Genomic DNA, 16,677 nt, shown 5'->3' with positions numbered 1-16,677 from the left:
CTACACCGTAGGAGGTGAGGAATCGCCGCCTGCGCTATTTCAACCCGGCGGCATCCATACCGCGCAATTCCTTCTTGAGATCGGCGATCTCGTCGCGGAACCGGGCGGCCAACTCGAATTGGAGGTCGCGCGCCGCGACCATCATCTGCGAGGTCAGGTCTTTGATCAGGTCGGCCAGCTCGGCGCGGGGCATAGCCGAGGTATCGCGACCCTCGAATACCCCGGCGCTGACGGCCCGACCGGGTTCACCCTGGGCCCGCCGGCCCCGGGATGAGTTGCGACCCGACCCACCGATCGGAACTGACTCCGCGGCTTCGGTGTCGTCCGCCTCCCGGTAGACCTGGTCGAGGATGTCGGCGATCTTCTTGCGCAGTGGCTGGGGGTCGATCCCGTTGGCCTCGTTGTAGGCGACCTGTTTTGCCCGCCGCCGCTCGGTTTCGTCGATCGCTTCCTTCATCGAGTCGGTGATCTTGTCGGCGTACATGTGCACTTCACCGGATACGTTGCGGGCGGCGCGGCCGATCGTCTGGATCAGGCTGCGCGCCGACCGCAGGAAGCCCTCCTTGTCGGCGTCCAAGATGGCCACCAGCGACACTTCCGGCAGGTCCAGGCCCTCACGAAGCAGGTTGATGCCGACCAGCACGTCATACTCACCAAGGCGCAGCTGGCGCAGCAGCTCGACCCGGCGCAACGTGTCGACCTCGGAGTGCAGGTAGCGAACCCGGATACCCATCTCGAGCAGGTAATCGGTGAGGTCTTCGGCCATCTTCTTGGTCAGCGTCGTCACCAGCACCCGCTGGTCGGCCTCGGCCCGCTGCCGGATCTCGCCGATGAGATCGTCAATCTGTCCCTTGGTCGGTTTGACCACCACCTTGGGATCCACCAAGCCGGTCGGACGAATCACCTGCTCGACAAATTCACCGCCGGACTGGCTCAGTTCGTAGGGCCCCGGCGTGGCCGACAGGTACACCGTCTGCCCAATCCGATCGGCGAACTCCTCCCACTGCAACGGACGATTGTCCACCGCCGAGGGCAACCGGAATCCGAACTCCACCAAGTTACGCTTGCGCGAAATGTCGCCCTCATACATGCCGCCGATCTGCGGAACGGTGACGTGTGACTCGTCGATGACCAGCAGGAAATCCTCCGGGAAGTAGTCCAACAGCGTTGCAGGAGCTGAGCCGGCGGGCCGTCCGTCGATGTGGCGCGAGTAGTTCTCGATGCCCGAGCAGAACCCGACCTGCCGCATCATCTCGATGTCGTAGTTGGTGCGCATCCGCAGCCGCTGCGCCTCCAGCAGCTTGCCGTGGCCCTCCAGTTCGGCGAGGCGCTCGGCAAGCTCCTCCTCTATCGTGGAGATCGCCTGTGCCATCCGCTCCGGCCCGGCCACATAGTGGGTGGCCGGGAAGATGCGTAGCGAATCGACCTGCCGGACCACGTCGCCGGTCAGCGGGTGAAGGTAATAGAGCGCCTCGATTTCGTCGCCGAAGAACTCGATGCGGACCGCCAGCTCCTCATAGGACGGGATGATTTCCACGGTGTCACCGCGCACCCGGAAGGAACCGCGAGTGAAAGACAGGTCGTTGCGGGTGTACTGCACGTCCACCAGCAGCCGCAGCAGGCCGTCGCGTGGGACGTCGGTGCCGACCTGCAGTTCGACCGAACGATCCAGGTAGGACTGTGGGGTGCCCAGACCATAGATACAGGACACCGAGGCCACCACCACCACGTCACGCCGCGACAGCAGCGCGGACGTCGCGGAGTGCCGCAGCCGCTCCACGTCATCGTTGATGGAACTGTCCTTTTCGATGTAGGTGTCGGTCTGGGCGATATACGCCTCGGGCTGGTAGTAGTCGTAGTACGACACGAAGTACTCGACAGCGTTGTGCGGCAGCATCTCTCGCAGCTCATTGGCCAGCTGCGCAGCCAGGGTCTTGTTCGGCGCCATCACCAGGGTGGGCCGCTGCAATCGTTCGATCAGCCACGCCGTGGTAGCCGACTTTCCGGTTCCGGTCGCGCCGAGCAGCACCACGTCACGCTCGCCGGCTCGGATTCTGCGTTCCAGTTCGTTGATCGCGGCCGGCTGATCGCCGGCTGGATCGTGCGGGCTGATTACCTCGAAACTGGCGCCGGTACGCACAACGTCATCGACGGCACGGTATTCCGAATGCGCGACCGGCACGTGGTCGGCAGGATGCTCAGTGGCAAAAGCCATGCCACCAAGGTAAAGGCAGACACCGACAAGAAGCCCGGCGAGCGTACCCGCAATGCCCGCCGGCACCCTGATGCCGGAGGGAGACAACCACGGGTCTGAGCGGTCGGTAGGGTGTCATCATTCATCCGCCCAAGCACGAATCCTTCGACGTGGCCTCCCGCACCAATACCGATCCCAAAGGCATCGTGCGGGCGGTCGATGAGTATGCGGTGCACCCGTGGGGGCTCTACCTGGCCCGGCCCACTCCGGGCCGCGCCCAGTTCCACTACCTCGAGTCGTGGCTGTTGCCGTCGTTGGGGTTGCGCGCCACGGTCTTCCACTTCAATCCGGGGCATGAGCGCGATTTCGACTATTACCTCGACGTGGGCGAATACACCGCGGGTCCCGCGAAATGGCACTCCGAGGACCACTACATCGACATCGAAGTTCGCACTGGTCAGGGGGCGAAACTGGCTGACGTCGGCGAGTTGCTGGGCGCCTTCCACCACGGCCTGCTGACCCCCGAGGCGGCCGAGCAAGCGGTGCACAGGGCGGTGTCCGCTGTCGATGGGCTGGCCCACCACGATTACGACCTGGTGCGGTGGCTGGCATCCAAGGGCATGGCGCTCACATGGCGGCCCACGTGAGCGCATCACCCGACGCCCTTTCTGGGTCGTTTCCAGAATTGGCTAGTGGGTAATCCTGTCGTATGCCCCTCCGCGACAACCGCCACAACTGGCAATCCGACCAAGGCGTCCGACATCGGGGACGGCGCCGCTGGAAGAAGCGCAAACCCGACGAAGGGCCGCGTTTTGTCGTCCAGCATCACGCGGCAGGCAGCGATCACTATGACTTCCGCCTCGAGATCGGCGGTGTCCTCGTATCCTGGGCGATCCCCAGCGGTCCGTCGACCAACCCCGAGTACAAGCGGATGGCCCGTCGCACCGAGAATCACCCCGTCAAATGGGCCTCATCCAAGGGAGTGATTCCCGACGCCGCATGCGGTGCCGGCGCTGTCGTCGTCTGGGACCAGGGCACCTACGCCAACAGAACCCAACATGAAATGACCAAAGGGCTCGATCGAGGTCATCTGTCGTTTCACTTGCACGGCCAGAAGTTGAGGGGCGGCTACGCCCTCACCCGGATTCGGGAGGGCAGCGAAGAGGCCTGGCTACTGGTCAAACGCAGCGACGATCATGCCGTTGCACCCAGCCAAGCGATGGGAAACGAACCCGAATCGCCGTGACGTTACTCGCGCCCACCGACCGATCGGCACCACATGGGGCTGGGCCGCCAACCGGTGGCATGGAATCGCAACAGCGCATCCCAAACTGCGAAACCGCGCGGCGCACCACCGGACCGGCTACGGCCGCCATCCGGTCGAGTCGGCCCACTCCCATGCCCGCCGGTAGGCGTCGAGAAACCAGGGCTCCTTTGTGGTGACGTAATGCTCCACGCCGCCGCCGCCAGCGAGCGCCGCCTGCTTTTCTGCGTCGCGCTTGATGGCCAGATAATCGGCGCGGGCCCCGGGATTGGCCCGCAGCCAGTCCACGAACAACAGGGCGAACTGCTGATTGGGCCAGCCATCCACCCGAATGTGCACATTCGTCGGTCGGCCTGGGTCCGCGGAGGCATGAAAACGCTTATGCCACAACGCAGGGTCACGACCGTGGTCGTAGTGGTCGATGAGGCTGCGCGGGTCTTCTTTGGGGTTGTCCTGGGTGATGTGCTCAAGGCGCGGATAACCGGCCGAGCGCAGCCCCTCGGCCAGTTCGTCTGCTACCGCAAGTGATTCGACGGTGACCTGGATGTCGATGACGTCCTTGGCATCGAATCCCGCGACAGCGGTCGAGCCGATGTGGTCGACCCGCGACGCCTTGTGACCGCATGTGGTCTTGAGGCGCGCAACGATGCGCTGCGCCTGCTCTGGCCAACTTGGGTCTGCCGGCACCACACGGGCAGGAAACCGCGCAATCTGACCCACGCTCAGGTTGTGGGCGAAAGGCAGGATCCTGTTGTTCCACACGTCCCGCGCACGCTCGACCAACGCATCGAGGCTGCCGGAATTGTCTAGCCAGACATCGGCGACGGCACGACGCTGCTCATCGCTAGCCTGTGCGGCAATCCTGGCGCGGGCATCGTCTTCGGACATGCCGCGCTGGTGGACCAGTCGTCGAAGCCGTACCTCCATGTCGGCATGCACGACAACCACGAGCGGGAACAGCGGAGCCATCCCCGATTCCACCAGCAGCGGAATGTCCTCTACGACAACCGCGTCATCGGATACTGCCGCGATGATCTCGGCGCGACGGCGGGCCACCAGCGGGTGCACGATGCCGTTGAGCTTCGAGCGTGACGCCTCATCCCGAAACGCCTTGGCAGCCAGCCCCGGCCGATCCAGTGCCCCATCGGGCAGCAGGATGTCATGGCCGAAGGCATCGACCAGCGCGGCCAGTCCTTCGGTACCCGGCTCAACTACTTCGCGAGCCAGCACATCGCCGTCGACGATGATGCCGCCACATTGTGCGAATGTCGCAGACAGCGCCGACTTTCCGGCACCGATGCCACCGGTAAGCCCGATGCGCAGCATCCGTGAACGCGACTACCCGTTACCTGCGAGCTTTTCGCGCAGCGCGGCCAGTTGGGCATCACTAGCCAGCGATCCACCCGCGGACTTCTCCGAGGAGCTGCTGCTCGACGAGCCACCACCGTTGTCGCCATGTCCGGCCGCCTCCGCAGCAGCGAACTTCTCCATCTGCGTGGTGTGCATCTTGTGCCGGCGCTCGGCCTCGGCGTAGCGGGCTTCCCATTCGGCACGCTGGGTGTCGAATCCTTCCATCCATTCGTTGGTTTCGGGATCGAAGCCCTCGGGGAAGATGTAGTTGCCCTGGTCGTCGTAGCTGTCGGCCATGCCGTACTTGGCCGGGTCGAACTCGTCGGTGTAGTCCTCGTTGGCCTGCTTGAGCGACAACGAGATCCGGCGACGCTCCAGGTCGATGTCGATGACCTTGACCATCGCGTCGTCGCCGACGGCGACCACCTGGTCGGGCACCTCGACGTGGCGCTCAGCCAGCTCGGAGATGTGCACCAGACCCTCGATGCCCTCCTCGACGCGGACGAACGCACCGAAGGGCACCAGCTTGGTGACCTTGCCCGGCACGATCTGGCCGATGGCGTGGGTGCGGGCGAAGTGGCGCCACGGGTCTTCCTGAGTCGCCTTCAGCGACAACGAAACCCGCTCGCGGTCCATGTCGACGTCGAGCACCTCGACGGTGACCTCGTCGCCCACCTGAACCACCTCGGACGGGTGGTCGATGTGCTTCCAGGACAGCTCGGAGACGTGCACCAGACCGTCAACACCGCCGAGATCGACGAACGCGCCGAAGTTGACGATGGAGGAAACCACACCCTTGCGGATGGTGCCCTTCTGCAGCTGGTTGAGGAATTCGCTGCGCACCTCGGACTGGGTCTGCTCCAGCCAGGCCCGCCGCGACAAGACAACGTTGTTGCGGTTCTTGTCCAGCTCGATGATCTTGGCTTCGATCTCCTTGCCGATGTACGGCTGCAGATCACGAACCCGGCGCATCTCGACCAGCGAGGCAGGCAGGAAGCCACGAAGCCCGATGTCGAGGATCAGACCACCCTTGACCACCTCGATGACGGTGCCCTTGACGGCCTCGTCCTTCTCCTTGAGCGCCTCGATGGTGCCCCAAGCGCGCTCGTACTGTGCGCGCTTCTTGGAGAGGATGAGCCGGCCCTCTTTGTCCTCTTTGGTGAGAACCAGGGCCTCGACCTCGTCGCCCACGGTAACGACCTCATTGGGGTCGACGTCGTGTTTGATCGAGAGCTCGCGGGCGGGGATTACCCCTTCGGTCTTGTAGCCGATGTCGAGGAGCACCTCGTCCCGGTCCACTTTGACGATGGTGCCTTCGACGATGTCACCATCGTTGAAGTACTTGATCGTTTGGTCTATTGCGGCGAGAAAGTCCTCGGCGGAGCCAATGTCGTTGACGGCTACTTGCGGCGAGGTGACGGTGGGACTCGGCATATTGTTGGGTTGCTCCGGACAGGGTCGATCGTAGGGACTTAGGACAATTGTTTTTGGTGTAACCCGCCATCGAGCACCAGCGGGTATGCGTCGAGGCTACTCGACGGCGTGCATGCTGGACAAACTCGGCCTGCCCAGCCGGTGAATCGGGATCAGCCTACCCTGCGGCGCCCCGCCGGCCCAGGGCGGGTGTCCGCCAAAGCAGCGCGACCGTTTCAGCAGCATCAGCGGCACCTGTACCAGCGGCGCAACCGGGTAGCCAGGCCCCGAGCGTCGGTTGAAATGAACACATCATTGGCGATGACGATGCTCGACAGCGGGGCCGAACGGGCGACAAGCAGTGCGGCGTTGCAGAGCCAGCTCGGGCCGCGCGGCACCGATCAGTGCGCGGCCGAGTCCCAGCTGCGGCCGAAGCCGACCGACACCTCCAGGGGCACATCGAGCGGATAAGCGCTGCCCATCTTGTCGCGTACCAGCGCCTCGATCTGTTCGCGCTCACCGGCCGCTACTTCGAATAGCAATTCGTCGTGTACCTGCAACAACATGCGCGACTTGAGGGGGTGTTCTTTCAACGCCTTGTCGACCTCGATCATCGCCACCTTGATGATGTCGGCGGCGCTGCCCTGGATCGGTGCGTTGAGCGCGGCGCGCTCCGCTGCCTCCCGTACCTGTCGATTACTGCTGTCCAGCTCGGGAAGGTAGCGCCGACGCCCCAACACCGTGGAGGTGTAGCCGTCTTTGCGAGCCTGCTCGACGACGGCCATCAGGTAGTCACGCACCCCACCGAATCGAGAGAAGTACTGATCCATCTGGACCTTGGCGTCCTCGGTGGAGATCTTGAGCTGGCTGGACAGCCCGTAGGCGCTCAGCCCGTATGCCAACCCGTAGGACATCGCCTTCACCCGGCGGCGCAACTCACCGGTTACTTCGTCGATGGGCACACCGAAGGCCCTCGAGGCCACAAACGAGTGCAGATCCTCGCCGGTGTTGAAGGCTTCGATAAGACCCTCATCGCGCGACAGGTGAGCCATGATCCGCATCTCGATCTGGCTGTAGTCGGCGGTCATCAGCTCGCTGTATCCGTCGCCGACCACGAAAGCGTCGCGGATCTGGCGGCCGGCGTCGGTACGGATCGGGATGTTCTGCAGGTTGGGCTCCGTCGACGACAACCGGCCCGTTGCGGCGATGGTCTGATTGAAGGTGGTGTGAATCCGGCCGTCGTCGGCGACCGAGTTCAACAACCCGTCCACGGTCACCTTCAGGCGGGTGACATCGCGGTGCGCCAACAAATGCTGCAGAAAAGGATGTCCGGTCTTGTCGAACAACGACTGCAGCGCGTCCGCGTCGGTGGTGTAACCCGTCTTGGTCCGCTTGGTCTTCGGCATTCCCAGCTCGTCGAACAGCACAACCTGCAGTTGCTTGGGTGAGCCCAGGTTGATCTGCTTGCCGATCACGGCGTAGGCGGCTTCAGCGGCATCGCGGATCTGGTCGGCGAAGTGGCTTTGCAGCCCGCCGAGCATCGTCAGATCGACCGCGATGCCGGCCGTTTCCATTTCCGCGAGCACGTGTTGCACCGGCAACTCCATGTCGGCCAGCAACCCGGTGGAGTCGATCCTGTCCAGCTCGGCGTCCAGCGCATCGGCGAGGTCTATGACGGCGCGCGCCCGCAGGATTGCGGTCTGGGCGGCCGCGACGTCGGTGTCGTCATCATCGAGCAGCGAAAGTTGCTGCTGCTCAGGTGTTTCTGCCCGCAATTCGCGGCGCAGGTAGCGCAGTGAGAGATCGTCGAGAGTGAAGCTGCGCTGGCCCGGACGAACCAGATAGGCGGCCAGCGCGGTGTCGGAAGTGACACCGTTGAGCGTCCAGCCTCGGCCCCGCAGATCGTGGATAGCCAGCTTCGCCTCATGCAGTGCCTTGGGTTTGGCGGGGTCGGCCAGCCACTCACCCAGCGCCGCGTCGTCATCGGGGGTCAGCGTCGCGGTGTCGATGTAGCCGCCCTCGCCGTCGGCGGCGGCGGCGATGGCCAGTGCGGTGGCGTCGCCACCATGGGGCAGATGGGTACCCACGACCGTCAGGCCGCAGCGACGCCCGTCCACGACATGCTCGGCCAGCCACTGCGCCACTGCGCCGGGCGACACCGCACCTCCGCGAACATCAAACCCCTGGTCGACCTCGGGTTCGACGGCGGCCAGCGTATCGAAGAGCCGGTCGCGCAACACCCGGAACTCGAGGTCGTCGAACAGCCGGTGAATCTGGTCGCGGTCCCAGGGCTGCAGCCGCAAGGCCTCTGGGGTCTGCGCCAACGGCACGTCGCGCACCAGATCGGTGAGTTCCCGGTTGCGCACCACGCTGGCCAGATTCGCCCGCAGCGAGTCGCCAACCTTGCCGCGCACCGAGTCAACCTGGTCGACCAGCCCCTGCAACGAACCGTATTCGACAATCCACTTGGACGCGGTCTTCTCCCCCACTCCGGGAATGCCGGGCAGGTTGTCGCTGGGATCACCGCGCAAGGCGGCGAAGTCGGGATACTGCACTGGGGTGAGCCCGTACTTCTCCACGACGGCCTCCGGGGTGAAGCGGGTGAGTTCGCTGACGCCCTTGCGCGGGTAGAGCACGGTCACGTCATCGCTGACCAGTTGCAGGGAGTCTCGGTCGCCGGTGACGACCAGCACCCGGTACCCCTCCCCTTCAGCCTGGGTGGCCAACGTCGCGATGATGTCGTCGGCCTCAAATCCCGGTGCGGCCAGCACCGTGATCCCCAGCGCGTTGAGAACTTCCTTGGTGATGTCGATCTGACCGTGGAACTCGTCGGGGGTCGAGCTTCGATTGGCCTTGTACTCCGGATAGCGCTCGGAGCGGAAAGTCTGCCGTGACACGTCAAATGCCGCCGCGATATGCGTGGGCGCTTCGTCGCGCAGGAGATTGATCAACATGGCGGTGAAGCCGTAGACGGCATTGGTGGTTAGCCCGCCGCGGGTCTTGAAGTTCTCCGCGGGCAGCGCATAGAACGCGCGAAAGGCTAGCGAATTGCCGTCTAGCAACATCAGCGTCGGCTTTGTGGATTGCTCGGTCGCGACACTCACGGCTCACACTCTAGGCATCCGGTGCGACGCGCCGACCGGGCCCAACCGCCGGCAGAACTGCAACACGTTTCAGTTTTGTGCTCGTGCTGGGTAGGCTGGCCCGGTGCCAGAGGTCACCAGTCAACAACCGGCGGTCGCGGGTTGGTTCACCACCGATGAAGCCGGAAGCCCCCATCTGATCGGCAGTAAGTGCCCCCCGTGCGGTACTTATGTTTTCCCCCCTCGCGAGAACAACTGCCCCAATCCGGCTTGCGCCAACGACAAACTAGAGTCCGTTGCTTTATCCCGTCGGGGAAAGCTGTGGAGCTACACCGAGAACCGTTACGCTCCGCCCCCGCCCTACCCGTCCCCCGACCCCTTTGAGCCGTTCGCCGTCGCCGCGGTGGAGCTCGCCGACGAGGGGCTGATCGTGCTAGGCAAAGTTGTCGAAGGCACGCTGGCCGCCGACTTGAAGATCGGCATGGAGATGGAGCTGACGACCATGCCGCTGTTCACCGACGAGGACGGCGTCGAACGCATCGTGTACGCCTGGAGGATCGCCTGATGAGTGCCCCCGAACCCCTTTACATCCTTGGCGCCGGAATGCACCCGTGGGGCAAGTGGGGCAACGACTTCACCGAATACGGGGTCGCTGCCGCCCGCGCCGCCCTGCGCGAAGCCGGTTTGGAATGGCGCCAGATCCAGCTGGTGGCCGGCGCGGACACCATCCGCAACGGATACCCGGGCTTTGTGGCCGGCGCCACCTTCGCGCAGAAGCTCGGCTGGAACGGCGTGCCGGTCAGTTCGAGCTACGCCGCGTGCGCCAGCGGCTCCCAGGCGCTGCAAAGCGCGCGGGCCCAGATTCTGGCCGGATTCTGCGATGTTGCGTTGGTGGTCGGCGCCGACACCACCCCGAAAGGGTTTTTCGCCCCGGTCGGCGGTGAGCGCAAAAACGATCCCGATTGGCAGCGATTCCACCTGATCGGGGCTACCAACCCGGTCTACTTCGCCTTGCTCGCGCGGCGCCGGATGGACCTGTACGGGGCCACCCTCGAGGATTTCGCCCAGGTGAAAGTCAAGAACTCCCGGCACGGCCTGCAAAACCCCAACGCCCGCTACCGCAAGGAAGTCTCGGTCGAGGACGTGCTGGCCAGCCAGGTAGTGGCTGAACCGTTGCGGTTGCTGGATATCTGCGCCACCTCCGACGGCGCGGCGGCCTTGATCGTGGCCAGCGCAAAGTTCGCTCGCGAACACCTGGGCTCGCTCGACGGGGTGCCATCGGTGCGCGCGGTCAGCACCGTGACCCCGCGCTACCCACAACATCTGCCCGAATTGCCGGACATCGCAACGGATTCCACGGCGGTAGTCCCCGCACCGGAGCGAGTGTTCAAGGATCAGATCCTCGATGCGGCCTATACCGAAGCCGGCATAGGCCCCGAGGACCTGAGCCTGGCTGAGGTGTACGACCTGTCCACCGCGCTAGAACTTGACTGGTACGAGCACCTGGGTCTGTGCCCGAAAGGTGAAGCCGAGGCGCTGCTGCGCAGCGGAGCGACGACCATCGGCGGCAGGCTGCCGGTCAACCCGTCCGGTGGGCTGGCCTGCTTCGGCGAGGCAATCCCCGCTCAGGCCATTGCCCAAGTCTGCGAGTTGAACTGGCAGCTGCGCGGTCAGGCCACCGGCCGGCAAGTGGAGAACGCCAGGGTGGGCGTGACGGCGAACCAGGGCCTGTTCGGGCACGGTTCCTCGGTGATCGTAGCGCGCTAGCGGCGACGCGCTGTGTCTGGCGTGACGGGTCGGCGCGCCCGGGACTAGGCCTCGTCGGGGGTATCCAGGGTTTCCAGGACCACCTCAGCCACCCGCTTCATGGTGGTCCGCCGGTCCATGGCGGCCCGCTGGATCCACTTGAAGGCCTCTGGCTCGGTCATCCCTTGTTTGGCCTGCAGCAAGCCTTTGGCACGCTCAACGAGCTTGCGCGTTTCCAGACGGTCCGACAGTGTGGCGACTTCGTTTTCCAGCGCACTGATCTCGCTGAACCGGCTCACCGCCAGTTCAATCGCCGGAACCAGGTCACTGACGGTGAAAGGCTTCACCAGGTACGCCATCGCCCCGGCATCGCGAGCGCGTTCGACCAGATCGCGCTGACTGAACGCGGTCAGCACCACGATCGGCGCAATGCGCTTAGTGGCGATCTCCGACGCGGCGTCGATGCCGTCGCGGCGCGGCATCTTCACATCCATGATCACCAGATCGGGCTTGTGCAGCTCGGCAAGCTCGACGGCCTCCTGGCCGTCGCCGGCCTCGCCGACGATGTCGTACCCCTCCTCTCGCAGCATTTCGGCCAAGTCCATGCGGATGAGCGCTTCATCTTCCGCGATCAGGACTCGGCGTGTCTTCGCGGCATCGGCATCGGTGGTGGGGCCGGTCATGACGGACATTGTGACGTGAGCGGCTGGAATCAGGAACCTTGGGGGGCGGTGAGTCGGGACGAGGAGTCAAATCCACTATGGTTTGAGGCTCATCTAAGGTAGTAAGCCGCAACGGACAAGCGACAGGCCCTCGTATCCCAACTGGCAGAGGAAACGGATTCAAAACCCGTCCAGTGTGAGTTCGAATCTCACCGAGGGCACCAGCTCAGCAGCGAACTACCGGCGCAGCAAGCATCCAAAACGCGCCGGGACGTGGTCGTTCGACTGGGTAGACAACGGGCGCACCGGTAGGCTTTGAGCCGTGCCGGCCAAGAAATCGGCTAAGAAGTGTCGTACCGCACGGCGATCGTCTGACGGCTTGCCCCGCCCGGACTCGGTCGCGGCCGTCCGCGAGCAAACCCGTGACCTCAATCAGCACTACGCCCACAGTGCGGCGCGCCGTGCCCGGGTCCTGAGCATCGCCGCCTTGTTGGCGGTGCTGATCAGCAGCAGCTTTATCCTGGTGCAATTCCTCACACAGGCGTGGATCTGGCAGATCACCCTGATCAACATCGCCGCAACGTTGGTCTTTGCGACCGTCCCGATGCTGCACCGCTTCGGGGAGCTGGTGGCGCCGCTGACGTTTGTCGGCGCAGCCTATGTCTCGGTTTTCGCCAGCTGCTGGAATGTGGGCACCGGGTCGGGAGCTCAGATGTTCTTCCTGGTGGGCGCCTGCCTGGTCGTGCTGGTGCTGGGCATTGAACACGTGGTGCTTGCGAGCGGCCTCGCGGCGCTCGCCGCCGCCCTGATCATCACCGTGGAATTCGTAGTTCCGCGTAACACCGGCGCCCAGTCGGCATGGCTCCAATCCCTCGGCTGCATCATCACCACCGTCTCCGCGTGCCTCCTGGTGTTCGTCACGGTGTGGTTTGCCCTTCGAGACACCGCGCGCGCCGAGGCCGTCATGGAGGCGCAGTACGACCGTTCAGAGGCGCTGCTGGCCAACATGCTGCCGGTGAGTGTGGCGGACCGGCTCAAGGAGCCCGAGCGAAACATCATCGCCGACAAATACGAAGAGGCCTCCGTGCTGTTCGCCGACATCGTCGGCTTCACCGAGCGCGCGAGCTCGACCGCGCCGGCCGATCTGGTTCGATTCCTAGACCGTCTCTACAGCGCTTTCGACGCCCTGGTGGACAAATACGGGCTGGAAAAGATCAAGGTCAGCGGCGACTCCTACATGGTGGTCAGCGGAGTGCCACGGCCACGGCCCGATCATGTGCAGGCGTTGGCAGATTTTGCGCTCGACATGGTTGATGTCGCCGCCGGCATGAAGGATCCGCACAACCGCTCAGTGCCGCTACGGGTCGGCCTAGCCACCGGCCCCGTCGTCGCGGGTGTGGTGGGCTCACGCAGGTTCTTCTATGACGTTTGGGGCGACGCCGTCAACGTTGCGTCCCGGATGGAATCCACCGACTCGGTGGGCAAGATCCAGGTGCCGGATGAGGTCTACGAGCGGCTCAACAAAGACTTTGTGCTCCAGGAGCGCGGACACATCAATGTCAAAGGAAAAGGTGTGATGCGCACCTGGTATCTGATCGGCCGCAAGCCGATCGACGAACCCACCGCCGTGCCCGCCGATGAGCCGAACGCCGCGCGCGTCTAGTTTTCGGCACGTCCGGTCGGCCCACTAGACACAACCCTTTGCCCCTTTGCCAGGACCGTCACATGTGTCACACTGCGGCCATGGAAACCTCACCTGTCCCAAGCTTGTTACCGCATCTGTGGAAGTCAACGCTGACATCGGGAATCCTGTCGCTGATCCTTGGCGCGTTAATCCTGGCCTGGCCAGGAATTTCGGTCTTGGTTGCTGCCGTCGCCTTCGGCGTCTACCTCATCCTGACCGGGATCGCGCAGGTCATGTTCGCGTTCAGCCTGCATGTGTCGGCGGGCAGTCGAATCCTGCTGTTCATCAGCGGCGCGGCTTCGCTGATCCTGGCCGTGCTGGCCTTCCGCCACTTCGGCAATGCGGTCTTGCTGCTGGCCATCTGGATCGGCATCGGATTCATCTTCCGCGGCGTCGCCACCACGGTGTCGGCAATCAGCGACCCCACCCTGCCGGGTCGCGGATGGTCGATTTTCATCGGTGTCATCAGCCTGATCGCCGGCGTGGTGGTGATGGGCGCGCCGTTCGAGTCGATCATCACCCTGGCCATCGTCGTGGGCGTGTGGCTGGTGGTCATCGGCGCGTTCGAAGTCGTGTCGTCCTTCGGTATCCGCAAGGCATCTAAGTCGCTAGGGCTCTGACCCTCGGGCCGGGTGGCTCAATTGACGCTAGCGTCGGAGCCGCCCGGCCTACTACACTTCGTCGTAGCACGGTAAGACCACCCGCAGGCCCGGGAGATGGCACATGAATGTCGTCGATGTTTCGCGTTGGCAGTTCGGTATCACCACCGTCTACCACTTTATTTTCGTACCGCTCACGATCGGCCTTGCTCCCCTGCTGGCCATCATGCAGACGGCCTGGGTGATCACCGACAACCCCGCGTGGTACCGACTGACCAAGTTCTTCGGGAAGTTGTTCCTGATCAACTTCGCCATCGGCGTGGCGACGGGGATCGTCCAAGAATTCCAGTTCGGAATGAACTGGAGCGAGTACTCACGGTTCGTCGGCGACATCTTCGGCGCCCCCCTGGCCATGGAGGGCCTGATAGCCTTCTTCTTCGAATCCACCTTCATCGGATTGTGGATCTTCGGCTGGAGCAGGTTGCCCCGCCTTGTCCACCTGGCCTGCATCTGGATAGTCGCGATCAGCGTGAACGTGTCCGCGTTCTTCATCATCACGGCCAATTCGTTCATGCAACACCCGGTCGGTGCGCACTACAACCCCGAAACCCACCGTGCCGAACTGAACAGCATCGTGGCCTTGCTCACCAACAACACCGGGCGAACCGCATTTGCCCACACGGTCACGGGCGCATTCCTCACCGCCGGGACGTTCGTCGCCGCCGTGAGCGCCTGGTGGCTGGTGCGTTCCAAGAATTCCCCCGTACCGCCGGGTACCCGGGCCATGTACCGTCCGGCGACCATCCTGGGGTGTTGGGTGGCGTTGATCGCCACGGTCGGCCTGTTCTTCAGCGGCGACTACCAAGGCAAGCTGATGTTTCAGCAGCAGCCGATGAAGATGGCTTCGGCAGAGTCATTGTGCGACACCCAAACCGATCCGAACTTTTCCATCCTCACGGTGGGCCGGCAGAACAACTGCGATGGCCTCACCCGAGTCATCGAGGTGCCCTACGTATTACCGATCCTGGCGCAGGGCAGGCCGACCAACGTCACCCTGCAAGGCGTGCGTGACCTGCAACGGGACTACCAACAGCGATTCGGTCCAAATGACTACCGCCCCAATCTCTTCGTCACCTACTGGTCGTTTCGCGCCATGATCGGATTCCTGGCAATCCCAGTCCTGTTCGCGTTGCTTGCGCTGTGGCTGACTCGCGGTGGACGCATCCCGGACAAGCGTTGGTTCGGATGGTTTGCGCTGCTGACGATTCCGACTCCGTTCCTGGCCAACATCTCCGGGTGGGTGTTCACCGAGATGGGCCGCCAGCCCTGGATCGTGGCCCCGAACCCAACCGGTGACCCCAACGTTCGGCTCACCGTCGCAACCGCGGTGTCCAACCTGACCACCGCCACGGTCGTCACCTCCCTGGTGACATTCACGCTTGTCTACGCGGTGCTCGCGGTCATCTGGTTTTGGCTGCTCAAACGCTACATAGTCGAGGGCCCGCTGGAACACGACGCCGAGCCTGCTCCACCACGCGCACCCGACGACGACGAGGTAGCACCTCTGTCGTTCGCCTATTGAGACCGGGCAAGGCCCAAGCCACCAACTCAAGAGAAGGGAGCTGACCGTTGGGACTCCAAGAGTTGTGGTTCGCTGTCATCGCGGTGCTGTTCCTTGGATTCTTCATCCTCGAGGGATTCGACTTCGGCGTAGGCATGCTGATGGCACCCTTCGCACATTTCGGCACGGGTGATCCGGAGATCCACCGGCGCACCGCTCTCAACACCATTGGACCGGTTTGGGACGGCAACGAGGTGTGGCTGATCACCAGCGGCGCGGCCATGTTCGCCGCATTTCCCGGCTGGTACGCCACGGTGTTCTCCACGCTGTACTTGCCGCTGCTGGCCATCTTGTTCGGCATGATCGTGCGCTCGGTGGCCATCGAGTGGCGCGGCAAGGTCGATGACCCAAAGTGGCGTGCGCTGGCCGACTTCGGCATTGCAGCCGGGTCCTGGTTGCCGGCCATACTCTGGGGCGTCGCATTCGCCATCCTGGTGCGAGGCCTGCCCGTCGATGCCAACGGTCGCGTGGCCCTGTCGATCGGCGATGTGCTCAACGCGTACACCCTGTTGGGCGGATTGGCCACCGCCGGCCTGTTTCTGTTCTACGGGGCGGTGTTTGTCGCCTTGAAGACGGCGGGCCCGATTCGCGACGACGCATACCGGTTTGCCGTCGTGTTGTCGCTTCCCGTCACGGTCCTGGTCGCCGGATTTGGGGTTTGGACCCAGTTGGCTTATGGCAAGCAGTGGACCTGGGCCTTGCTGGGGGTGGCCGTGGTTGCGCAGCTGGCGGCGGTGCTGCTGGTCTGGCGACGCGTATCCGATGGCTGGGCGTTCCTCTGCATCGCGGTGGTAGTGGCGGCCGTGGTGCTCCTGCTGTTCGGTGCCCTATACCCGAATCTGGTGCCGTCGACGCTCAACGAGCGATGGAACGTAACGATCTACAACGCCTCCTCGACGCCCTACACGCTCAAGATCATGACCTGGGTTACCGCGTTGTTCGCCCCGCTGACGGTGGTCTACCAGGCCTGGACGTACTGGGTCTTCCGGCAGCGGATTTCGGCCGAGCGGATACCGCCGTCGATAGGTCTGGCTAGGCGCCCCTCCTGACCGCAAGGGCCT

General features: G+C 64.0%; 13 protein-coding genes and 1 tRNA gene. 9 read left to right on the top strand and 5 right to left on the bottom strand.

Features of this window, described 5'->3' with window-relative positions:
- Positions 1-34 precede the first annotated feature (34 nt).
- Positions 35-2,215 carry an excinuclease ABC subunit UvrB gene (uvrB, locus tag MPSD_RS12190; protein ID WP_012394180.1) on the bottom strand — a complete coding sequence of 727 codons (2,181 nt, stop codon included), beginning with the start codon at positions 2,213-2,215 and terminating at the stop codon, positions 35-37.
- Between the two features lie 185 nt (positions 2,216-2,400).
- Between uvrB and MPSD_RS12185 the strand changes: the two genes are divergently transcribed.
- Entirely contained in the window at positions 2,401-2,841 is a 441-nt protein-coding gene (locus MPSD_RS12185; RefSeq protein ID WP_161628264.1) for a ribonuclease FAU-1 family protein, read from the top strand.
- A gap of 62 nt (positions 2,842-2,903) precedes the next feature.
- On the top strand, positions 2,904-3,440 hold the full coding sequence (locus MPSD_RS12180; RefSeq protein ID WP_020787675.1) for a DNA polymerase ligase N-terminal domain-containing protein: 537 nt from the start codon (positions 2,904-2,906) through the stop codon (positions 3,438-3,440).
- Positions 3,441-3,557: 117 nt separating this feature from the next.
- Here the strand turns inward: MPSD_RS12180 and coaE are convergent, their stop codons facing one another.
- The 3 genes from coaE to polA all read right to left on the bottom strand — a co-directional run bounded on the left by coaE (position 3,558) and on the right by polA (position 9,286).
- Positions 3,558-4,784 carry a dephospho-CoA kinase gene (gene coaE, locus MPSD_RS12175; RefSeq protein ID WP_020787676.1) on the bottom strand — a complete coding sequence of 409 codons (1,227 nt, stop codon included), beginning with the start codon at positions 4,782-4,784 and terminating at the stop codon, positions 3,558-3,560.
- 12 nt (positions 4,785-4,796) lie between these two features.
- Positions 4,797-6,242: a 30S ribosomal protein S1 gene (gene rpsA, locus MPSD_RS12170; protein ID WP_011739733.1), complete on the bottom strand. Its 1,446-nt coding sequence runs from the start codon at positions 6,240-6,242 to the stop codon at positions 4,797-4,799.
- A 380-nt stretch (positions 6,243-6,622) separates the two neighbouring features.
- Complete coding sequence (gene polA, locus MPSD_RS12165; protein ID WP_086085312.1) at positions 6,623-9,286, bottom strand: DNA polymerase I; 2,664 nt, start codon at positions 9,284-9,286, stop codon at positions 6,623-6,625.
- 142 nt (positions 9,287-9,428) lie between these two features.
- Between polA and MPSD_RS12160 the strand changes: the two genes are divergently transcribed.
- Both MPSD_RS12160 and MPSD_RS12155 read left to right on the top strand, forming a co-directional pair.
- Positions 9,429-9,869: a Zn-ribbon domain-containing OB-fold protein gene (locus MPSD_RS12160; protein ID WP_011739731.1), complete on the top strand. Its 441-nt coding sequence runs from the start codon at positions 9,429-9,431 to the stop codon at positions 9,867-9,869.
- Positions 9,869-11,071: a lipid-transfer protein gene (locus tag MPSD_RS12155; protein ID WP_020787678.1), complete on the top strand. Its 1,203-nt coding sequence runs from the start codon at positions 9,869-9,871 to the stop codon at positions 11,069-11,071. The genes MPSD_RS12160 and MPSD_RS12155 overlap by 1 nt, the downstream gene beginning before the upstream one ends.
- 44 nt (positions 11,072-11,115) lie before the next feature.
- Here the strand turns inward: MPSD_RS12155 and MPSD_RS12150 are convergent, their stop codons facing one another.
- Positions 11,116-11,733: an ANTAR domain-containing response regulator gene (locus MPSD_RS12150; protein ID WP_012394174.1), complete on the bottom strand. Its 618-nt coding sequence runs from the start codon at positions 11,731-11,733 to the stop codon at positions 11,116-11,118.
- Positions 11,734-11,859: 126 nt separating this feature from the next.
- On the opposite strand from MPSD_RS12150, the gene MPSD_RS12145 reads away from it, so the two are divergent.
- The 5 genes from MPSD_RS12145 to cydB all read left to right on the top strand — a co-directional run bounded on the left by MPSD_RS12145 (position 11,860) and on the right by cydB (position 16,665).
- A tRNA-Leu gene (locus MPSD_RS12145) sits at positions 11,860-11,936 on the top strand.
- 98 nt (positions 11,937-12,034) lie between these two features.
- Positions 12,035-13,375 carry an adenylate/guanylate cyclase domain-containing protein gene (locus MPSD_RS12140; protein WP_020787679.1) on the top strand — a complete coding sequence of 447 codons (1,341 nt, stop codon included), beginning with the start codon at positions 12,035-12,037 and terminating at the stop codon, positions 13,373-13,375.
- 62 nt (positions 13,376-13,437) lie between these two features.
- The gene (locus MPSD_RS12135; RefSeq protein WP_011739729.1) at positions 13,438-14,016 is read left to right on the top strand and encodes an HdeD family acid-resistance protein; all 579 of its coding nucleotides are present in this window, start codon (positions 13,438-13,440) and stop codon (positions 14,014-14,016) included.
- Between the two features lie 103 nt (positions 14,017-14,119).
- The gene (locus MPSD_RS12130; protein WP_086085307.1) at positions 14,120-15,577 is read left to right on the top strand and encodes a cytochrome ubiquinol oxidase subunit I; all 1,458 of its coding nucleotides are present in this window, start codon (positions 14,120-14,122) and stop codon (positions 15,575-15,577) included.
- A 47-nt stretch (positions 15,578-15,624) separates the two neighbouring features.
- Positions 15,625-16,665 carry a cytochrome d ubiquinol oxidase subunit II gene (gene cydB, locus MPSD_RS12125; protein ID WP_020787680.1) on the top strand — a complete coding sequence of 347 codons (1,041 nt, stop codon included), beginning with the start codon at positions 15,625-15,627 and terminating at the stop codon, positions 16,663-16,665.
- Positions 16,666-16,677: the final 12 nt, after the last annotated feature.

The organism is Mycobacterium pseudoshottsii JCM 15466, from assembly GCF_003584745.1.
GTDB lineage: Bacteria > Actinomycetota > Actinomycetes > Mycobacteriales > Mycobacteriaceae > Mycobacterium > Mycobacterium marinum.
Note: the sequence above shows the minus strand (reverse complement) of the source record. Positions and strands in the feature narration are given on the sequence as shown.

What these genes read in the sequence shown, in the direction of transcription:
- uvrB (WP_012394180.1), bottom strand. Translation starts at nt 2,215, where the DNA reads ATGGCTTTTGCCACTGAGCATCCTGCCGACCACGTGCCGGTCGCGCAT.
- MPSD_RS12180 (WP_020787675.1), top strand. Translation starts at nt 2,904, where the DNA reads ATGCCCCTCCGCGACAACCGCCACAACTGGCAATCCGACCAAGGCGTC.
- coaE (WP_020787676.1), bottom strand. Translation starts at nt 4,784, where the DNA reads ATGCTGCGCATCGGGCTTACCGGTGGCATCGGTGCCGGAAAGTCGGCG.
- rpsA (WP_011739733.1), bottom strand. Translation starts at nt 6,242, where the DNA reads ATGCCGAGTCCCACCGTCACCTCGCCGCAAGTAGCCGTCAACGACATT.
- polA (WP_086085312.1), bottom strand. Translation starts at nt 9,286, where the DNA reads ATGTTGCTAGACGGCAATTCGCTAGCCTTTCGCGCGTTCTATGCGCTG.
- MPSD_RS12155 (WP_020787678.1), top strand. Translation starts at nt 9,869, where the DNA reads ATGAGTGCCCCCGAACCCCTTTACATCCTTGGCGCCGGAATGCACCCG.
- MPSD_RS12150 (WP_012394174.1), bottom strand. Translation starts at nt 11,733, where the DNA reads ATGACCGGCCCCACCACCGATGCCGATGCCGCGAAGACACGCCGAGTC.
- MPSD_RS12135 (WP_011739729.1), top strand. Translation starts at nt 13,438, where the DNA reads ATGTGTCACACTGCGGCCATGGAAACCTCACCTGTCCCAAGCTTGTTA.
- MPSD_RS12130 (WP_086085307.1), top strand. Translation starts at nt 14,120, where the DNA reads ATGAATGTCGTCGATGTTTCGCGTTGGCAGTTCGGTATCACCACCGTC.